Here is a 15356-nt window from a genome sequence, read left to right on the forward strand (position 1 = left end):
GGAATGACGAGCGAGGGTGCGGTATCGGTACAAGTCATGCGGAACCACAGGGTTCAAAATTATTCCGGACAGCAGTGAGCTTTCGCTGGGATGACGGGCAAAATCAGAGGCGCCCTAATGACCGGACGATCGCCTCTCGCGCTCGCGCATCTGGGCGTCCACCGCCCGACTGGGGGTATCCACCGGGCAACCGTAGGGCAATGGCTTGTTGGCGCGGTAGATCGAGATGCACTGGTCGACACTGGGTGGCTTGGGTGCGTGCGGCGATTTGGTCAACGGCGCGGGTGCCATGCTCAGGCGTTCATCGCCGTCGTTGGGTGGCGGCGGCGCCGGCGGATCGCCGCCACAACCGGCCGGCAGGATGAACAACACCGTGGAACAGTGGATGCGCACGCCCTTGGGCAGGTGGATGGTGCCGGTCTTGGTGGTCTTTTCGATGACCTTGCGCAGCGCGGTATCCACCGAGCTTTCGCCCGGTGGCGGAAAGTACTGTGCGAAACGCGTGTCCGTGCCTCGGTACTTGTCGCCGGCGTCGTGTCGCAATATCTGTTTGTCGCCACCTTGCAGCACGCCGGATCGATAGGCCGGGATCGCCGCGCTGGCCGCCGTGGCCGGTGCCACGCGCACCGCGCCGTCGGGCCGGTACAACTGCGGCGGCGAGGCGGCGGGCAGGCTGACGGTCATCGCATGCTTGTCGAGCGGTTCGCGGGTGACGCGGGCCGGCGGCCGGGCTTTCGACGCGGGTGACCCCAGCGCGGGCAACGCCGGCGGAGGCGGTACCGCCGTGGGCGAAGGTGCCGGTGCGCTGGTGATGAACCGCACCTGCAACACGTCGTCTGCCCGCACAGAGGCCGCCGGCAAGGCATGCGGCCGCATCTCGTACCAGGTCAACGCACCGAACAGTGCATGCAGCAGCACCGTGAGCGCCAGCACGCCCCACAGGCGGCGGCGGTCGCGCGGCGGCTCGCGCCAGCGCAACTCGTGCAGCAGCGCGCGGGTGTCGCCGTCCAGCGGCGCCAGCCCGCGCGTGGCGTCTGCGGCTGGCGAAGCCCAGCGGTGATGTTCGACCTGGTCGGGGTGTTCGATGACTCGTCCTCGTCATGTCCGGTGGTGCGCCGAATGCGGCGCCCATGGTCCGCGCTATCACAGACCATGGCATACCCGCCCGGGTTCCGCCCCGCAGTGCAGCTTGACCGGGCCCGTCGATGGCACAAGTCTATGCAGACGGCGCGAAGACAGTGTCTAACGCCGTATCCCGCCATGACCGCCCCTCGCGTCCCGCGCCCCGGACGACCATGACGGCCCGCCATGCAGAAGCCTGTTCGCAGGCCGGTTGCCGCCACGCGCGGCCTCGTGCGGCGCCGATCATGCCGACACGACCCCGCGCTCCGGAAAACCCGTTCCAGAGGAGGGTCGCATCGTGTCGTACACCACGGAAAGCATCCGCAACATCGCGCTCACCGGCCATGCCGGCACCGGCAAAACCACGCTGTTCGAGGCCCTGCTGCACGCCGGCGGCACGATCCAGGTGCAGGGTTCGGTCGAACGCGGCACCACCCAGTCCGATACCGACGCGCAGGAGAAGGCGCGCGGCCATTCCATCGACAGTTGCATCGCCGGCATCGACCACGGTGGTTGCCACATCAACCTGATCGACACCGCCGGCTACCATGATTTTCGCGGCGGCACGCTGTCCGCGCTCGCCGCGGTGGAAACCGCGATGGTGGTGGTGAACGCCATCAACGGCATCGAGCACGGCACGCGGCGCATGATGGAGCACGCCCGTGCGCGCGGGCTGGCGCGCGTGCTGGTGGTCAACAAGATCGACTTCGAAGGCGCCCGGCTGGGCACGCTGGTGGACAAGTTGCGCGAGGCCTTCGGCGCCGAGTGCCTGCCAGTGAACCTGCCCGCGCAAGGCGGCAAGCGGGTGCTGGACTGCTTTTTCCACACCAGCGGCGCCACCGATTTTTCCTCGCTGGCTGAAGCGCACCAGCGCATCCTCGACCAGGTGGTGGAAGTCGACGAGGCGGCGATGGGCGCCTACCTCGACAAGGGCGAAGCCGCGCTCGGTCGCGAGCAGTTGCACGACGCGTTCGAACAATGCCTGCGCGAAGGGCACTTGGTGCCGATCTGTTTCGTCAGCGCGCGCAACGGCACCGGCGTAGCCGAGTTGCTGGAGCTGATCGAGCGCCTGCTGCCACATCCCGGCGAAGGCAACGCGCCACCGTTCCGGAACGCGGACAACGCACCGGTCACGGTCAGCGGCGCGGCCGACGATCACGTCATCGCCGACGTGTTCAAGATCATCAACGACCCGTTCGTGGGCAAGCTCGGCATCTTCCGGGTCTGGCAAGGCACGCTGCGGCGCGACTCGCAGCTGTTCGTCGACGACGTGCACAAGCCGTTCAAGGTGGGCCACCTGTTCCGCATGAACGCAAAGACGCACGAGGAGATCGACCAGGCCATTCCAGGCGACATCGCCGCGGTGGCCAAGGTGGAGAAAATCCACTTCGACGCGGTGCTGCACGACTCGCACGACGAGGACCGCATCCACCTTGCGCCACTGCGCTTCCCGCAACCGATGTTCGGCCTGGCACTGGAACCGAAGCACAAGGGCCAGGAACAGAAGCTGTCGCTGGCGCTGCTGCGGCTGGCCGAGGAAGACCCGTGCCTGCGCGTGGAACATCACAAGGAACTCAACGAGACGGTGGTGCGCGGTCTTTCGGATCTGCACCTGAAAACCGTGCTGGAGCGCATGAAGGAACGCTACGGCGTGGAAGTGGCCACGCACCCGCCGCGCATCGCCTACCGCGAGACCATCGCCGGCCATGCCGAAGGCCATTACCGCCACAAGAAACAGACCGGCGGCGCCGGCCAGTTCGGCGAGGTGTCCCTGCGCGTGGAACCGCTGGAACGCGGCGCCGGCTTCGAGTTCGTCGATGCAGTGAAAGGCGGCGTGATTCCCGGCCAGTTCCTGCCGTCCGTCGAGAAAGGCGTGCGCTTGGCGATGGAATCCGGTGCGGTGGCCGGCTATCCGATGCAGGACTTGCGCGTGACGGTGTACGACGGCAAGCACCACCCGGTGGACTCGAAGGAAGTCGCCTTCGTCAGCGCCGGCCGCAAGGCCTTCCTCGACGCGGTGGTGAAGGCGCAGCCGATCGTGCTCGAACCCATCGTGGACATGGAAGTATCGATTCCCGAAACCAGCGTGGGCGATGTCACCGGCGGCCTGGCCGGCAAGCGTGCGCGCATTTTGGGCACTGACGCGCAGCACGGCGGCGAACTGCTGCTCAAGGCGCAGGCGCCGCTGGCCGAACTGATCGACTACGCCACCGAACTGAAATCCATGACCGGCGGCCGTGGCCGCTACAGCCTCGACCTCAGCCACTACGAACCGGTACCGGCGCCGGTGCAGAAGCAGTTGAGCGCGGCGTGGAAACCACACGCCGACGAGGATTGAACCCGCCCCGGAAGCCGCCGCTGCCGCTACCATCGCCTGCAACGACACCGCCCACGGAGCAGACGATGACCGAACAGTTCGACCTGCTGGTGGTCGGAGGCGGCATCAACGGCGCCAGCATCGCGCGCGATGCGGCCGGACGCGGACTGTCGGTTTGCCTGTGCGAACGCGACGATCTGGCCGCGCATACCTCCAGCGCCAGCACCAAGCTCATTCACGGCGGCCTGCGTTACCTGGAGCAGTTCGAGTTCGCGCTGGTCGGCAAGGCACTGGCCGAGCGCGAGGTGATGCTGAAGACCGCGCCACACATCATCTGGCCGCTGCGCTTCGTACTGCCGCACCAGTCGCACCTGCGTCCGGCATGGATGATCCGTCTCGGCCTGTTTCTGTACGACCACCTCGGCGGTGGCCGCCGCACCCTGCCCGGCTCGCGCCGCGTCTCGCTGCGCAAGCATGTGGCGGGACCGGCGTTGCGCGACGAGTTCCACACCGGCTTCGTCTACTCCGATGCCTGGGTACAGGACGCGCGCCTGGTGGTGCTGAACGCGATGGATGCGCGCGACCGTGGCGCGACCATCCTCACGCATACGCGTTGCATCAGCGCACGGCGCGATGGCGATGGCGATGGCTGGAACGCCCAGCTGCAATCGTCAAAGGGCGAATCCACTTCCGTGCGCGCCAGGGCCTTGGTCAATGCCACCGGCCCGTGGGCCGTGCAGTTCCTCGACCAGGTCGCCAACGTCGGCCACGATCACACGCTGCGCCTGGTGAAAGGCAGCCACATCGTGGTGCCGCGACTGTTCGAGCACGATCACGCCTACATCTTCCAGCAGCCGGATCGGCGCATCGTGTTTGCCATTCCCTACGAGCACGACTTCACCCTGATCGGCACCACCGACGTCGACTATCGCGCCGACCCCGCCGCCCCGCACATCGACGGCGAGGAAACGCGCTACCTGTGCGAGGCCGCCAACCGCTATTTCAAGCGCAACATCACCCCCACCGACGTGGTGTGGAATTACAGCGGCGTGCGCCCATTGCTGGAAGACGAAGAGGACAACGCCTCGGAAGTCAGCCGCGACTACCTGCTGGAACTCGACACGCACGGCGCGCCGTTGCTCAACGTGTTCGGCGGCAAGCTGACCACGGCGCGCAAACTGGCCGAGGAAGCGCTGGACCGCCTGTCACCCCTGCTGCCGGTGACGTCAGCGGCGTGGACGGCCAAGGGCCATCCACTGCCCGGCGGCGAACGCCACGATATCGACGGATATCAGCGCGAACTGCAGCAAGCCCATCCGTGGTTGCCGCCGGCGCTGGCATGGCGACTGGCACACAGCTACGGCACCCGTAGCGCGCAGATTCTCGACAAGGCGCGCAGTCTCGACGAGCTTGGCCCGTGCTTCGGCGCCGACCTGTACCAGGCCGAGGTGGACTACCTGCGCGAGCACGAGTGGGTCATCGACACCACCGATGTGCTCTGGCGCCGCAGCAAGCTCGGCCTGCGGGTTGGCGACGACGACGTGGCGCGACTCAAGGCCTATCTCGAACAGGCCGACCTCGCGAAGGCCGAGGCGTGCATGTCGTGACCACCCGACGGCAATCGGTGACGACATGCCTGTGCCGCACTCTCTGCAGCGCACATGCGCACGGCCACCCTCGACTCTCACGGAAACGGCGGCATGGATAAATCCTGCATTCTGGCGATCGACCAGGGCACCACCAGCTCGCGCGCGATGCTGTTCGATCGCGCCGGCCGCATCATCGGCGTAGCGCAGCGCGAGTTCGGACAGATCTTCCCGCAACCGGGCTGGGTCGAGCACAACCCGCGCGAAATCATGACCAGCGTGCTGACCACCATCACCGAGGTGATGGCCAACGCCCAGGTCGACGCGCGCGCCATCGCCGGCATCGGCATCACCAACCAGCGCGAAACCACGGTGGTGTGGGACAAGGCCACCGGCCAGCCGATCTACAACGCGATCGTGTGGCAGTCGCGGCAGACCCGCGAGATTTGCGACCGGCTCAAGGCCGACGGCTACGAGCCGATGGTGCGTGCCAAGACCGGCCTGCTGATCGATGCCTACTTTTCCGGCACCAAGGTGAAGTGGATTCTCGACCATGTCGACGGCGCACGCGCACGCGCCGAACGCGGCGAGCTGCTGTTCGGCACCATCGACACCTGGCTGATCTGGAACCTTACCGGCGGCAAGGCCCACGTCACCGATCCCAGCAACGCCTCGCGCACGCTGATGTACGACATCCACGCGCACTGCTGGGACGACGAGCTGCTCGCCATGCTCGACGTGCCACGCGCGATGCTGCCGGACGTGCGTTCCAGCAGCGAGATCTACGGCACCACGCTGGGCCGGCATTTCTTCGGCCATGAAGTTCCCATCGCCGGCGTGGCCGGCGACCAGCAAGCCGCGCTGTTCGGCCAGGCCTGCTTCGAGCCGGGCATGGCCAAGAACACCTACGGCACCGGTTGCTTCCTGCTGATGAATACCGGCGACAAGGCTGTCGTCTCGAAAAACGGCTTGCTCACCACCATCGCGTGGGGGCTCGATGAAAAAGTGGAATACGCGCTGGAAGGCAGCGTCTTCGTCGCCGGCTCGGTGATCCAGTGGCTGCGCGACGGCCTGGGACTGCTGGACACCGCCGCCGACTCACAGGCCTGCGCCGAGCGCATCGACGACAACGGCGGCGTCTACGTGGTGCCCGCCTTCGTCGGCCTGGGCGCGCCGTACTGGCGCAGCGACGTGCGCGGTGCGGTGTTCGGACTCACCCGCGGCACCGGCCGCGACCACCTGGTGCGCGCCGCGCTGGAATCGATGGCCTACCAGACCCGCGACGTGCTGGCCGCGATGGAAAGCGACGCCGGTATCCGCCTGAAGGAACTGCGCGCCGATGGCGGCGCCATCACCAACGACTTCCTCGGCCAGTTCCAGAGCGACATGCTCGGCGTACCGGTACTGCGTCCACAGGTCGCTGAAACCACCGCACTGGGCGCAGCTTATCTGGCTGGTCTGGCCACCGGCTTCTGGTCCGGCCGGGAAGACATTGCCCGGCACTGGGCCATCGACCGGCGCTTCGAACCGGCCATGGCGGAAGAACAGCGCGAGACGCTCTACGCCAGCTGGCAACGCGCGGTGCAGGCTTGCATGGGCTTCAAAGTCTGAATCACTGCAAGGTTGACGCAACCTGACCGTGATTCGTCAGAGGGAAAGATGAAGACGCTGGATTCCAGCTTTCGCTGGAATCCAGTGCCTCTGCTCCGTCGGAGCCGCCCGCCTCAGCGCTTCGGCTTGAGCAACGTGCCCGTGCAGTTCGGCGAGCCGCACAGGCACTTCCACAGCTTCTTCAACCGTGCGGTGTGCGGAACATCCAGGGTGATGCCGTAGTCATAGGTAAGTTCCTCGCCCGGCTTGATGTTGCGGATCGCCTCGATCACCACCTTGTCCTTGCGCGGGTCGCCGCTGGTGCTTTCCTCGACCAGCGCGCGGCAGTTCGGCGCGCAGCTGTGGTTGATCCAGCGCGCGGTATTGCCCTTGCGGTTGGCGTCGATCAGGTAGTGCTCGTTCAGCGTGAACAGGAAAGTGTGGCCGGTTTCGCCGCCGTCGCCGTACATCTCGTCGGCTTCGTCATGGGTCATCAGCGTGCCCTTGTACTCGATGACTTCCTCGCCCTTCCTGATCGGGGCGACGGCGAAAACGCCATTGCCGTGGATGGGCGAGCGACGGGCGGCGATGCGACGGGTCATGGTGTTCAACGCTGACTGAGAGGGACCTAGCATCATGCCCGCAGCCCGTCCGGATGGGAACCGTCCACGTTCCCGGCATTGACGCGCGCCGCGGCTCCCGCCAAGATTCAAACAATCGTTTGAGGCCTATCCATGAAACGACTGCTTCGCTGCATCGCCCTTGTCGCACTGGCCGCCGGCCTGGCCGCCTGCGGACCGCCGCGCAAGAGCGTGTTTCCGCCCACCGTCACCATCCAGCAGATGAGCGTGCGCCCCGACGGGCAATGGCACCTGGTCCTGCGCATCCAGAACAACAGCTACACCGGCATGACCTTCCATTCGATCGACGGCACCTTGCAGGTGGCCGACGGCATCCCGGTGCGCTTGCATGCCGACTTCAAGCGCGACATCCCCGCGCTTTCCGGCGACGTGACCACGCTCGACATCCTGCCCACCCCGGCCATGGCCAAGGCACTCGCCGCCGTCGCCGCCAAGGGCAGCGCCGGCTCGCTGGCCTACCGCATCAGCGGCAGCACCAATGCCACGCCCGAGCGGGAGAAAGAGACGAAGGAAAAGCCGCGCGATTTCGACTTCCATGGCAACGACTGGCTCTCGCCGGTACCGGGCATTCCCAATACTTACCGCTGAACACGCAGCACACCGAAGGAAACCGACATGACCCTCTACAAGGCTCCGCTTGACGACCAGCGCTTCGCCCTCTTCGACGTGCTCGGCGCCGAAGCCATCCTGACCCGGCTGCAAGGTGGCAGCGAGCACACGCGCGACCTGCTCGACGCGGTGCTGGAGGAGGCCGGCAAGCTCAGCGAACAGGTGCTCGCGCCGACCAATGGCCCGGGCGACGCGGAAGGTTGCCACTACGACAAGGCCACCCAGACGGTGACCACGCCGAAGGGCTTCAAGGAAGCCTTCAACGCCTTCGCCGAGGGCGGCTGGGCCGGCCTCACCGCGAAGGAGAAGTTCGGCGGACAGGCCTTGCCGGGCGTCATCGGCACCGCCACCACCGAGCTGATCCAGAGCGGCAACCTGGCGTGGAGCCTGTACCCGCTGCTGTCCGAAGGCGCCTGCCACGCGATGGAGCTTCACGGCACCGAGGAGCAGCAGAACAACTACATGAAGCCGATCGTCGAAGGCCGCTGGACCGGCACCATGTGTCTGACCGAACCGCAGGCCGGCTCCGACCTCGGCCTGCTGAAGACCCGCGCCGAGCCGAACGCCGACGGCAGCTACGCCATCACCGGCACCAAGATTTTCATCAGCGCCGGCGAACACGACCTGGCCGAGAACATCGTGCACCTGGTGCTGGCGCGCCTGCCCGATGCGCCGGCCGGCAGCCGCGGCATTTCCATGTTCATCGTGCCGAAGTTCAAGCTGAATGCGGACGGTTCGTTGGGCGCACGCAACGGCGCCGCCGCCGGCGCCATCGAGCACAAGATGGGCATCCACGCCTGCTCCACCTGCGTGATGAACTTCGACGGCGCCGAGGGCTACCTGATCGGCAAACCGCACAAGGGTCTGGCCGCGATGTTCACCATGATGAATGCCGCGCGCCTCTCCGTCGGCGTGCAGGGTCTGGCGCTGGCCGAACGCGCGTGGCAGAACAGCCTGAACTACGCGCGCGAGCGCCTGCAGGGTCGCTCCCTGTCCGGTGCGAAATTCCCCGACAAGGTCGCCGACAACCTGCTGGTGCAGCCGGACGTGCGCCGCATGCTGCTGACCCAACGTGCTCTCGTGGAAGGTTCGCGCGCGTTGCTGTTGTACACCGCGCTGCAGACCGATATCGAATCGCGCGCCAGCGACGAAGCCGAGCGCAAGCAGGCCGGTGAGCTGGTCGCCTTCATGATTCCCATCGCCAAAGGCGTGGTCACCGAACTGGCGCAGGAGTGCACCAAGGAAGCGCTGCAGGTGTACGGCGGCCACGGCTTCATCGCCGAAAACGGCATGGAACAGTTCGTGCGCGATGCCCGCATCATCACCTTGTACGAAGGCACCACCGGCATCCAGGCTGCCGATCTGCTGGGCCGCAAAATCCTCCAGTTGCAAGGCGTGGGCTTCAAGCATTTCCTGGAAGAGATCAGCGCGTTCTGCAAGCAGCACGCCGCGGACGACGCGCTGCGCACGCTGATCGGCCCGCTGGCCATCGCCACCAAGCAGTGGGGCGACCTCACCCTGAAACTGGCGCAACGCGTGCAGGCCAACCCGGAAGAGCTCGGCGCCGCCGCCGTGGATTACCTGTGGTTCTCCGGCTACGTCACCCTCGCCTACTTCTGGGCGCGCAGCGTCGCCGCCGCCGAAGCCAGTACGCAGTCTGCCGCGTTCAAGCAGGCCAAGCGCGACACCGCCGCGTTCTACTTCGCCCGCATCCTGCCGCGCACGCTGATGCACCAGGCCGCGATCGAAGCCGGCGTCGCCACGTTGCCTGCCATCGACTGAGTCTTCGTACTCACGTGATGCAAAGCAAACGCCCGGGCCATGCCCGGGCGTTTGCTTGTGCGCGATAGCTTCGCGCAGTGCTGCCCGTCGTTAGCGACGCGCCAACAGGTGAACCCTGGTGACACATGCTCCGGTCATGACGTGCCAAGCAGTGTTTGCAACATCGCCTGCTGTTCGAGCAGGGTCAGGTCGATGGCCAGCAATTGGATGCGCTGGTCCAGCCACTCCGTTTTCAGCTTCACTTCGTCCAGACCCGATATGTCTCCATGCAACGAGGCAGCGCCCGAGGCTTCGACTGCCTTCGCTGCAGTCGTCACGCTCCGCGCGAGCTGGTCGTGCTGTCGCTGGAGCCACTTCTGGCCTTGCAGGATGTGCTCGATATCGGCATGGGCGTCGGTCAGGCGAATGGCATATGCATCGTGCAACTTCTGGCGTGTCGCCTTTTCGATCGCGATGTTGCCCCGGTTTCGGTTGAAGACCGGCAGCGTTATCGAGAGCTGAAATCCGCGCGTACTGATGGCGTCGGTATCACGTGCCCGCACGAAGCCGACGGTGATGGCGGGAAACTGCTGCCAGATGGCCTGGCGGTAGCGCGCATCCTGGCTCGCATATCCGGCCTGAAGTGCGCGCAGATCGGGACGCCGGCGCGGAAGCGCGGCAAGATCACGGGCGATTTCCGCCGCGCTGATTCGCGGAATCGTGGCTGGCCCGATCAGCTGCAACTGCGCACCGGGCGACAAGCCCAGCAACGCATCCAGAGCCTGGTGCGTCGCCAGCACCTTGAGTTCCATATCGGAACGACGCGTCTGTACCGCCTGCACGGTCAGCTGATCGGCATTCACGGATGCCAGTGATACGTCGCCGCGGCGATTCGCTTCAAGCAATTCGGCGTGACCATGCTCGACCAGCGCTGACTCGGCGCGCAGCAAATCGAGCATTTTCTGCTGATACCAACTGCGCAGAAACAACTGGCGCGATGTGCCGATGACTTGCCATTCCTTCCATAACAGACTCAGGTCGACCTCGCGCGCGGCTGCGTGCGCTGCGCGCTTGCCGAGGGAATGGGTCAGCAACGCACTGAGGTTTCCGGACAGGCCCGCGCTATAGGAGCTGCTTGGCGCGGAGCTGCTGGTGGGATATCCACGAGAGAAATCCAATACCGGATCGGGCAGCAAGCCAGCGGCAAATGCCTGCGCGCTGACGATGCCACGATCATCGCGCGCAAGTTTCAATTGAGGGTTGTTGGCCACCGCCAGCATGGCGACATCCGTCATGTCCAGGCCTCGGCCCGGATCGAACACGTGTGGATGCAGGAACGGCAACGACAAACTCGCTGCATCGACCTTGATACTCGCCGGGTTATCCGGGGCCTGTGCCTGCGTCGCCAGCGGCAGCGGCTGGTAAGTGGCGCAACCGGCGCACATCAGCGCCATGGCGATGACGCCCATGAAGCGCTTCATGACGCGCGCCCCCAACGCAGATACAGCGCCGGCAGCAGATTGGTGGACAGCAACGCACTCCACAGCACGCCTCCGAGCACCACTATGGCCAATCCTTGTTCCGGTGCCGCACCGGCCCCGAAACCCAATGCCGTGGGCAGCATGCCGAGCGCTGCCGTCAAGGTAGTCAGCACGATCGGGCGAAGGCGCTCGCGGACGGCACGACGCACCGCATCGTGCGGCGCCATGCCTTGCTTCTCGTGGGCACGCACATACGCCAGCAACACGATGCCGTGATTCAAGCTGACGCCGACGAGGGTGAGCAGGCCGATCAAGCCGGTGGCATTGAGCCCCACGCCGGAGATGGCGAGCGCCAGCGCCCCGCCGGTAAAAGCGAGCGGTGCCTGCAGCAACAGGATGAGCGGCAGGCGCAGGCCACCGAACTGCAACGCAAGAATGCCCAGCGTGAGAAACAATGCCACCAGCACCGCCGCCCCCATGGCCTCGGCGGTGTGGATGAGTTCGGGATACATGCCGCCGAACGTGATGCGATAGCCGGGCGGCAGGTGCAAACCGCGCAAGGCCGCCCTGGCGTGTGCAATGGTGCTGCCGAGCGGCCCCAGCGGCGTGGCCATGATCGTCAGGGCTCGCTCGCCATCGAAGTGTTCAATCTGGTTGGGTTGTGCCTGCAACTGCAGTGTCGCCACGTGCGACAGTGGTACGGGTCCCTGCTGCGTGGAGATCGGCTCGCGCCCCAGTTGCGAGAGATCCAGATAGGGCGCATCCGCCTGGCGCAGATACAGGTCAAGATGGCTTGCACCGTCAGGCATGCTTGCCAGCACCCTGCCACTCAGCAGCAAATTGAGTTGATTGCCGAGATCGGCCGGGGTGAGCTGCAAGCTGCGCAGCACCTGAGTGCGCGGGCTGATCTGCAGTTGGGTGACCGGATAGGCATCATCGTTGAAGACATCGGCAAGCGCAGGCACCTTCCTCAATCTTGTTGCAACGGACTCGGACACATGACGCAGGGTATCGATGTGGTTGCCGAAGATCGTGATCTCGAACGGTTGTGGCAACCCTGACAGGCTCTCGCCCACACGTTCGATGGTTGGCGTGTCGATGCTTTGCACAACCCCGGGCTGACGCGCGACATCGCGCAAGTGAGCGGACAGCTGATCAAGGCTGTTCGCATTGACGTTGGCCTTGAGCACTATCTGGATTTCTCCGGCGAAACTTTGCTCCGTATAAGCCGTGTCATCGGCCGAGCCGATACGCGCGAACACATGGGCGACAGCCGGATCTGCCTGCAGTGCAGCACTCATTCGTTTCGAGGCGATGATGGCTTCATCCAGCGATGTGCCAGGCGCCAACGTGAAGCTGTCCAGCAATACGCCTTCGTTGGGCAGTGGCAGGAAGTTCACCGGAATGATCGCCAGCACGGCCACGGCGATGATGAAAACGATGGCCGTGGCGAGCAGGCTCGTACCGGGACGGCGCAAGGTGAGGTCGAGCAGCTTTTCATTTCCGCGGGCCAGCCAGTCCAGGAAACGCTGGCCGCTGGCGAAGCGGTGCCCGGTGTAATCGCCACGTCGCCCGAGCACCAGCGGAACGAGCGTCAGCGAGACCACCAGCGATACAAGCAGCGCCAGGCTCATGGTCAACGCGAACGGGCGCATGAAAAGCCCGGCCAATCCGGTGACCGCCAGCAACGGCAGATAGGCGGCCACCGTCGTCAGCGTGCCGGTGGTGTCGGCCAGGGCAATATCCGTCACGCCGGCCTGCACCCCGTCCCAGCCGGCAGAGCCGCGTTCCCAGCGATGCTGGATCGCCTCCAGCACGATGATGCCGTCATCAACCAGCAGTCCCACGGCAAGCGTCAACGCACCCAACGTGAGCAGGTTGAGGCTTTGCCCAAGGGCATACAGCCCGCCGATGGTCAGCAGCACGACGGTCGGAATGCTCAATGCCAGCACGCCCACGCCATGATGGCGTCCCAGCAGCCACACCAACACGAGAATGGCGAGCGCTCCGCCGATCAACAGGTTTCGGGTCAGGTCGACGCCGATCACCGAAACCAGGTGCGATTGACGATAGACGGGCACCCATTGCACACCGCGGGGCAACTGGTCCTGCAGCGACGCCAGCGTGCGCGCAACGGCCGCATCGACGGGAATCGTGGAGGCATCCGGCTGTTTGAAGACGATCAACGCAAGGCCGGGTTGTCCGTCGACCTGCAGACCGTAATGAACATCCGGTGGCGTGTTCACCACCCTGGCCAGTGCGCTCACGGGAACCGGGCCACCCGGTGCCGGCACCGGAATGGCCAGCACATCGCGCGCATCCAGCGGCAAATGGCGGACCTCGACCAGTACGTCCTGATGCCCTGCCACGAGGCGGCCGGCGGGTGATAGCACGGCCGCACCACTGATGGCGCGGGCCAGCGCATCCACCCCCACATGATGCTGAATCAGCGCAGCGGGGTCAGGCTGGATCCACAGCGTCGGAGGGCCCGCCCCGAACAGTTCCACGCGCTGGACACCCGGCAATGCGCGCAGTGTCGGCAGCACGCGCGTGCGAATGGCGTCCTCGGCCTGCCACGCAGGAACATCGGGCGGAAGCTTCACGCCGTAATCGGCGACCTCGTTCACCGCGTTGCCCATGATCTCGGCATACGGCGCCACGCTGGGCGGCAGGCTGGAACGCGCGCGATCAATGGCGCTGTAGACCGCTTGCAGATCAAGCTGCGAATTGCTGCCCTGGGTGAAGCGCGCGGTGAATTGCACCGTGCCCTGGGCAATCGTCGCATGCAAGGTTTGCAGGTCTTGCAAGCCCATCAATTGCCCTTCCAGGGGGCGCGCGACCAGCGATTCCATTTCGAGCGTGGCGTAACCGGGGGCGTGAACGACCACACTGACCTGTGGAAAATCAAACCGTGGCAAGACCTCCGCAGGAATGCGCCAAAGCGCATAGACGCCATAGGCCAGCAGCATGCCAAACAGCATGAGCCACAACAGCGGTCGCCGCAGGAAAGTCAGCCACTGCATCAGTCGGGCGGCGTGTATTGGGCCGCGAAATTGCGGTGATAAAGCAGGTAAGCCTCGCGCACCACAACCGGAACGCCCGGCCGAAGGCCCGTTGTAATCACGACATCGGTGCCTTGGGCAGGTCCTGGTACCACTGGCTGTCGCGCCAGCTTTCCGCTTGTATCGGTCAATACATACCATTTGCCGGCATCGAGAATCAGCGCGCTTGCGGGAACGGCGACCGCAGCACGCGGCGGACCGCTCATGACCAGATCTCCCGTATCCCCTGCTTGCCAGGCAGCCGGAGAAATCGCCGCGAAGTCCAGAATGCGCGCACCATCGGCGGCACGAGCCGGCAATTCAGCCACCAGGTGAACGGTTTGCGTCGCTGCGCCACCCGTCGGGGTGAAATGCGCCGTGATGGTCGAAGGAATGGGCGCGGCGTCGAAGTATTCCGCCCTGAGCCAGAGTTGCCCACGCGGCAACAGCGTCACCACGGGCGCGCCTGCCGACAAATCCGCTCCGGACGCGACACTGACTTCACTGACCACGGCGGCCAGCGGGCTGCTCACGGTTTTTTGCGCACGCAACGTCGCCAGAGCGGCTTGCGCTGCGACGAGCCGGCTTTGCGCAGCAGCCAGTGCGGACTGTGCCGATCCGAGTGCCTGACGGTTGGTTACAAGCGGATACGTGCGCGCCGCCGATCCCGCCGTATTCCGCGCCGCCGTCAATTCGCCCTGTGCGGCACGCAGGCGCGCACGTGCCGCCGCCAGCTCACCGTCGAGTTGAGGGCCGCCGAAGCTCACCAGTGGTTCACCCGCGGCCACTACCTGCCCCGGAGTCACATGCACGCTCGACACACGCGCCGGCACGGTACTGCGCAGCACCAGCGGAGCAATCGATTCCACCTGCGCCCAAGCGTGCGTTTCCGGCTGGTAGCTCACCGCGCGTGCCGGTAGCGTCACGGGATGCGCCATGACGGGTGCGACCGCGCCGAATAACAACAGGGCTCTCAGCAGCATGGACGAATAAACCTCACACCACAGTCTTGCGGGTTGAAACCCGTTCGGGGTTGAGTATAGGGATTCAGGGCAAACACCACCCCATCAATTCGATGACATATCCGATATTCGGGATGCCGCCATAAGGAGTGACTGTTTCCGCCAGCGGCAGCAGTGAAGACACAGAACGGGCCACGCAAAATGATCGTCAACTAACGCAAGTTCTTGCAACCTGAATGCAGGACA

Annotated in this window: 10 protein-coding genes; 5 read left to right on the forward strand and 5 right to left on the reverse strand. The window is 65.3% G+C overall.

Annotated features, from left to right (window positions below; genetic code table 11):
• Positions 1-114: 114 nt before the first annotated feature.
• The gene (locus AB7849_RS18390; RefSeq protein WP_369501504.1) at positions 115-978 is read right to left on the reverse strand and encodes a hypothetical protein; all 864 of its coding nucleotides are present in this window, start codon (positions 976-978) and stop codon (positions 115-117) included.
• Positions 979-1420: 442 nt separating this feature from the next.
• On the opposite strand from AB7849_RS18390, the gene fusA reads away from it, so the two are divergent.
• From fusA to glpK, 3 genes are all read left to right on the forward strand, one after another.
• Complete coding sequence (gene fusA / locus AB7849_RS18395; protein ID WP_008208547.1) at positions 1421-3460, forward strand: elongation factor G; 2040 nt, start codon at positions 1421-1423, stop codon at positions 3458-3460.
• Between the two features lie 65 nt (positions 3461-3525).
• Positions 3526-5046 carry a glycerol-3-phosphate dehydrogenase gene (glpD, locus tag AB7849_RS18400; protein WP_008208545.1) on the forward strand — a complete coding sequence of 507 codons (1521 nt, stop codon included), beginning with the start codon at positions 3526-3528 and terminating at the stop codon, positions 5044-5046.
• A 93-nt stretch (positions 5047-5139) separates the two neighbouring features.
• The gene (gene glpK, locus AB7849_RS18405; RefSeq protein WP_369501505.1) at positions 5140-6636 is read left to right on the forward strand and encodes a glycerol kinase GlpK; all 1497 of its coding nucleotides are present in this window, start codon (positions 5140-5142) and stop codon (positions 6634-6636) included.
• A gap of 113 nt (positions 6637-6749) precedes the next feature.
• Here glpK and AB7849_RS18410 read toward each other — a convergent pair whose 3' ends face one another.
• The gene (locus tag AB7849_RS18410; protein WP_008208541.1) at positions 6750-7217 is read right to left on the reverse strand and encodes an SET domain-containing protein; all 468 of its coding nucleotides are present in this window, start codon (positions 7215-7217) and stop codon (positions 6750-6752) included.
• 132 nt (positions 7218-7349) lie between these two features.
• Here AB7849_RS18410 and AB7849_RS18415 point away from each other — a divergent pair, with 132 nt between their 5' ends.
• Together AB7849_RS18415 and AB7849_RS18420 are read left to right on the forward strand one after the other, a co-directional pair.
• Positions 7350-7844 (forward strand): hypothetical protein, encoded by a 495-nt coding sequence (locus tag AB7849_RS18415; protein WP_008208540.1) that lies wholly within the window; start codon positions 7350-7352, stop codon positions 7842-7844.
• Between the two features lie 27 nt (positions 7845-7871).
• Positions 7872-9647: an acyl-CoA dehydrogenase C-terminal domain-containing protein gene (locus AB7849_RS18420; protein ID WP_008208538.1), complete on the forward strand. Its 1776-nt coding sequence runs from the start codon at positions 7872-7874 to the stop codon at positions 9645-9647.
• 134 nt (positions 9648-9781) lie between these two features.
• Here AB7849_RS18420 and AB7849_RS18425 read toward each other — a convergent pair whose 3' ends face one another.
• The 3 genes from AB7849_RS18425 to AB7849_RS18435 form a co-directional block, all read right to left on the reverse strand.
• Positions 9782-10906 (reverse strand): TolC family protein, encoded by a 1125-nt coding sequence (locus tag AB7849_RS18425; RefSeq protein ID WP_157618004.1) that lies wholly within the window; start codon positions 10904-10906, stop codon positions 9782-9784.
• 197 nt (positions 10907-11103) lie between these two features.
• Positions 11104-14130 (reverse strand): efflux RND transporter permease subunit, encoded by a 3027-nt coding sequence (locus tag AB7849_RS18430; protein ID WP_008208534.1) that lies wholly within the window; start codon positions 14128-14130, stop codon positions 11104-11106.
• Entirely contained in the window at positions 14130-15131 is a 1002-nt protein-coding gene (locus tag AB7849_RS18435; protein WP_008208532.1) for an efflux RND transporter periplasmic adaptor subunit, read from the reverse strand. Before AB7849_RS18435 ends, AB7849_RS18430 begins: the two co-directional genes overlap by 1 nt.
• Between the last annotated feature and the right edge of the window lie 225 nt (positions 15132-15356).

The sequence above is a fragment of the Rhodanobacter sp. FW021-MT20 genome, assembly GCF_041107475.1.
Classification (GTDB): Bacteria; Pseudomonadota; Gammaproteobacteria; order Xanthomonadales; family Rhodanobacteraceae; genus Rhodanobacter_A; species Rhodanobacter_A glycinis.

What these genes read in the sequence shown, in the direction of transcription:
- AB7849_RS18410 (WP_008208541.1), bottom strand. Translation starts at nt 7,217, where the DNA reads ATGACCCGTCGCATCGCCGCCCGTCGCTCGCCCATCCACGGCAATGGC.
- glpD (WP_008208545.1), top strand. Translation starts at nt 3,526, where the DNA reads ATGACCGAACAGTTCGACCTGCTGGTGGTCGGAGGCGGCATCAACGGC.
- AB7849_RS18420 (WP_008208538.1), top strand. Translation starts at nt 7,872, where the DNA reads ATGACCCTCTACAAGGCTCCGCTTGACGACCAGCGCTTCGCCCTCTTC.
- glpK (WP_369501505.1), top strand. Translation starts at nt 5,140, where the DNA reads ATGGATAAATCCTGCATTCTGGCGATCGACCAGGGCACCACCAGCTCG.
- AB7849_RS18435 (WP_008208532.1), bottom strand. Translation starts at nt 15,131, where the DNA reads ATGCTGCTGAGAGCCCTGTTGTTATTCGGCGCGGTCGCACCCGTCATG.
- AB7849_RS18425 (WP_157618004.1), bottom strand. Translation starts at nt 10,906, where the DNA reads ATGCTGGCGGTGGCCAACAACCCTCAATTGAAACTTGCGCGCGATGAT.
- AB7849_RS18415 (WP_008208540.1), top strand. Translation starts at nt 7,350, where the DNA reads ATGAAACGACTGCTTCGCTGCATCGCCCTTGTCGCACTGGCCGCCGGC.
- AB7849_RS18430 (WP_008208534.1), bottom strand. Translation starts at nt 14,130, where the DNA reads ATGCAGTGGCTGACTTTCCTGCGGCGACCGCTGTTGTGGCTCATGCTG.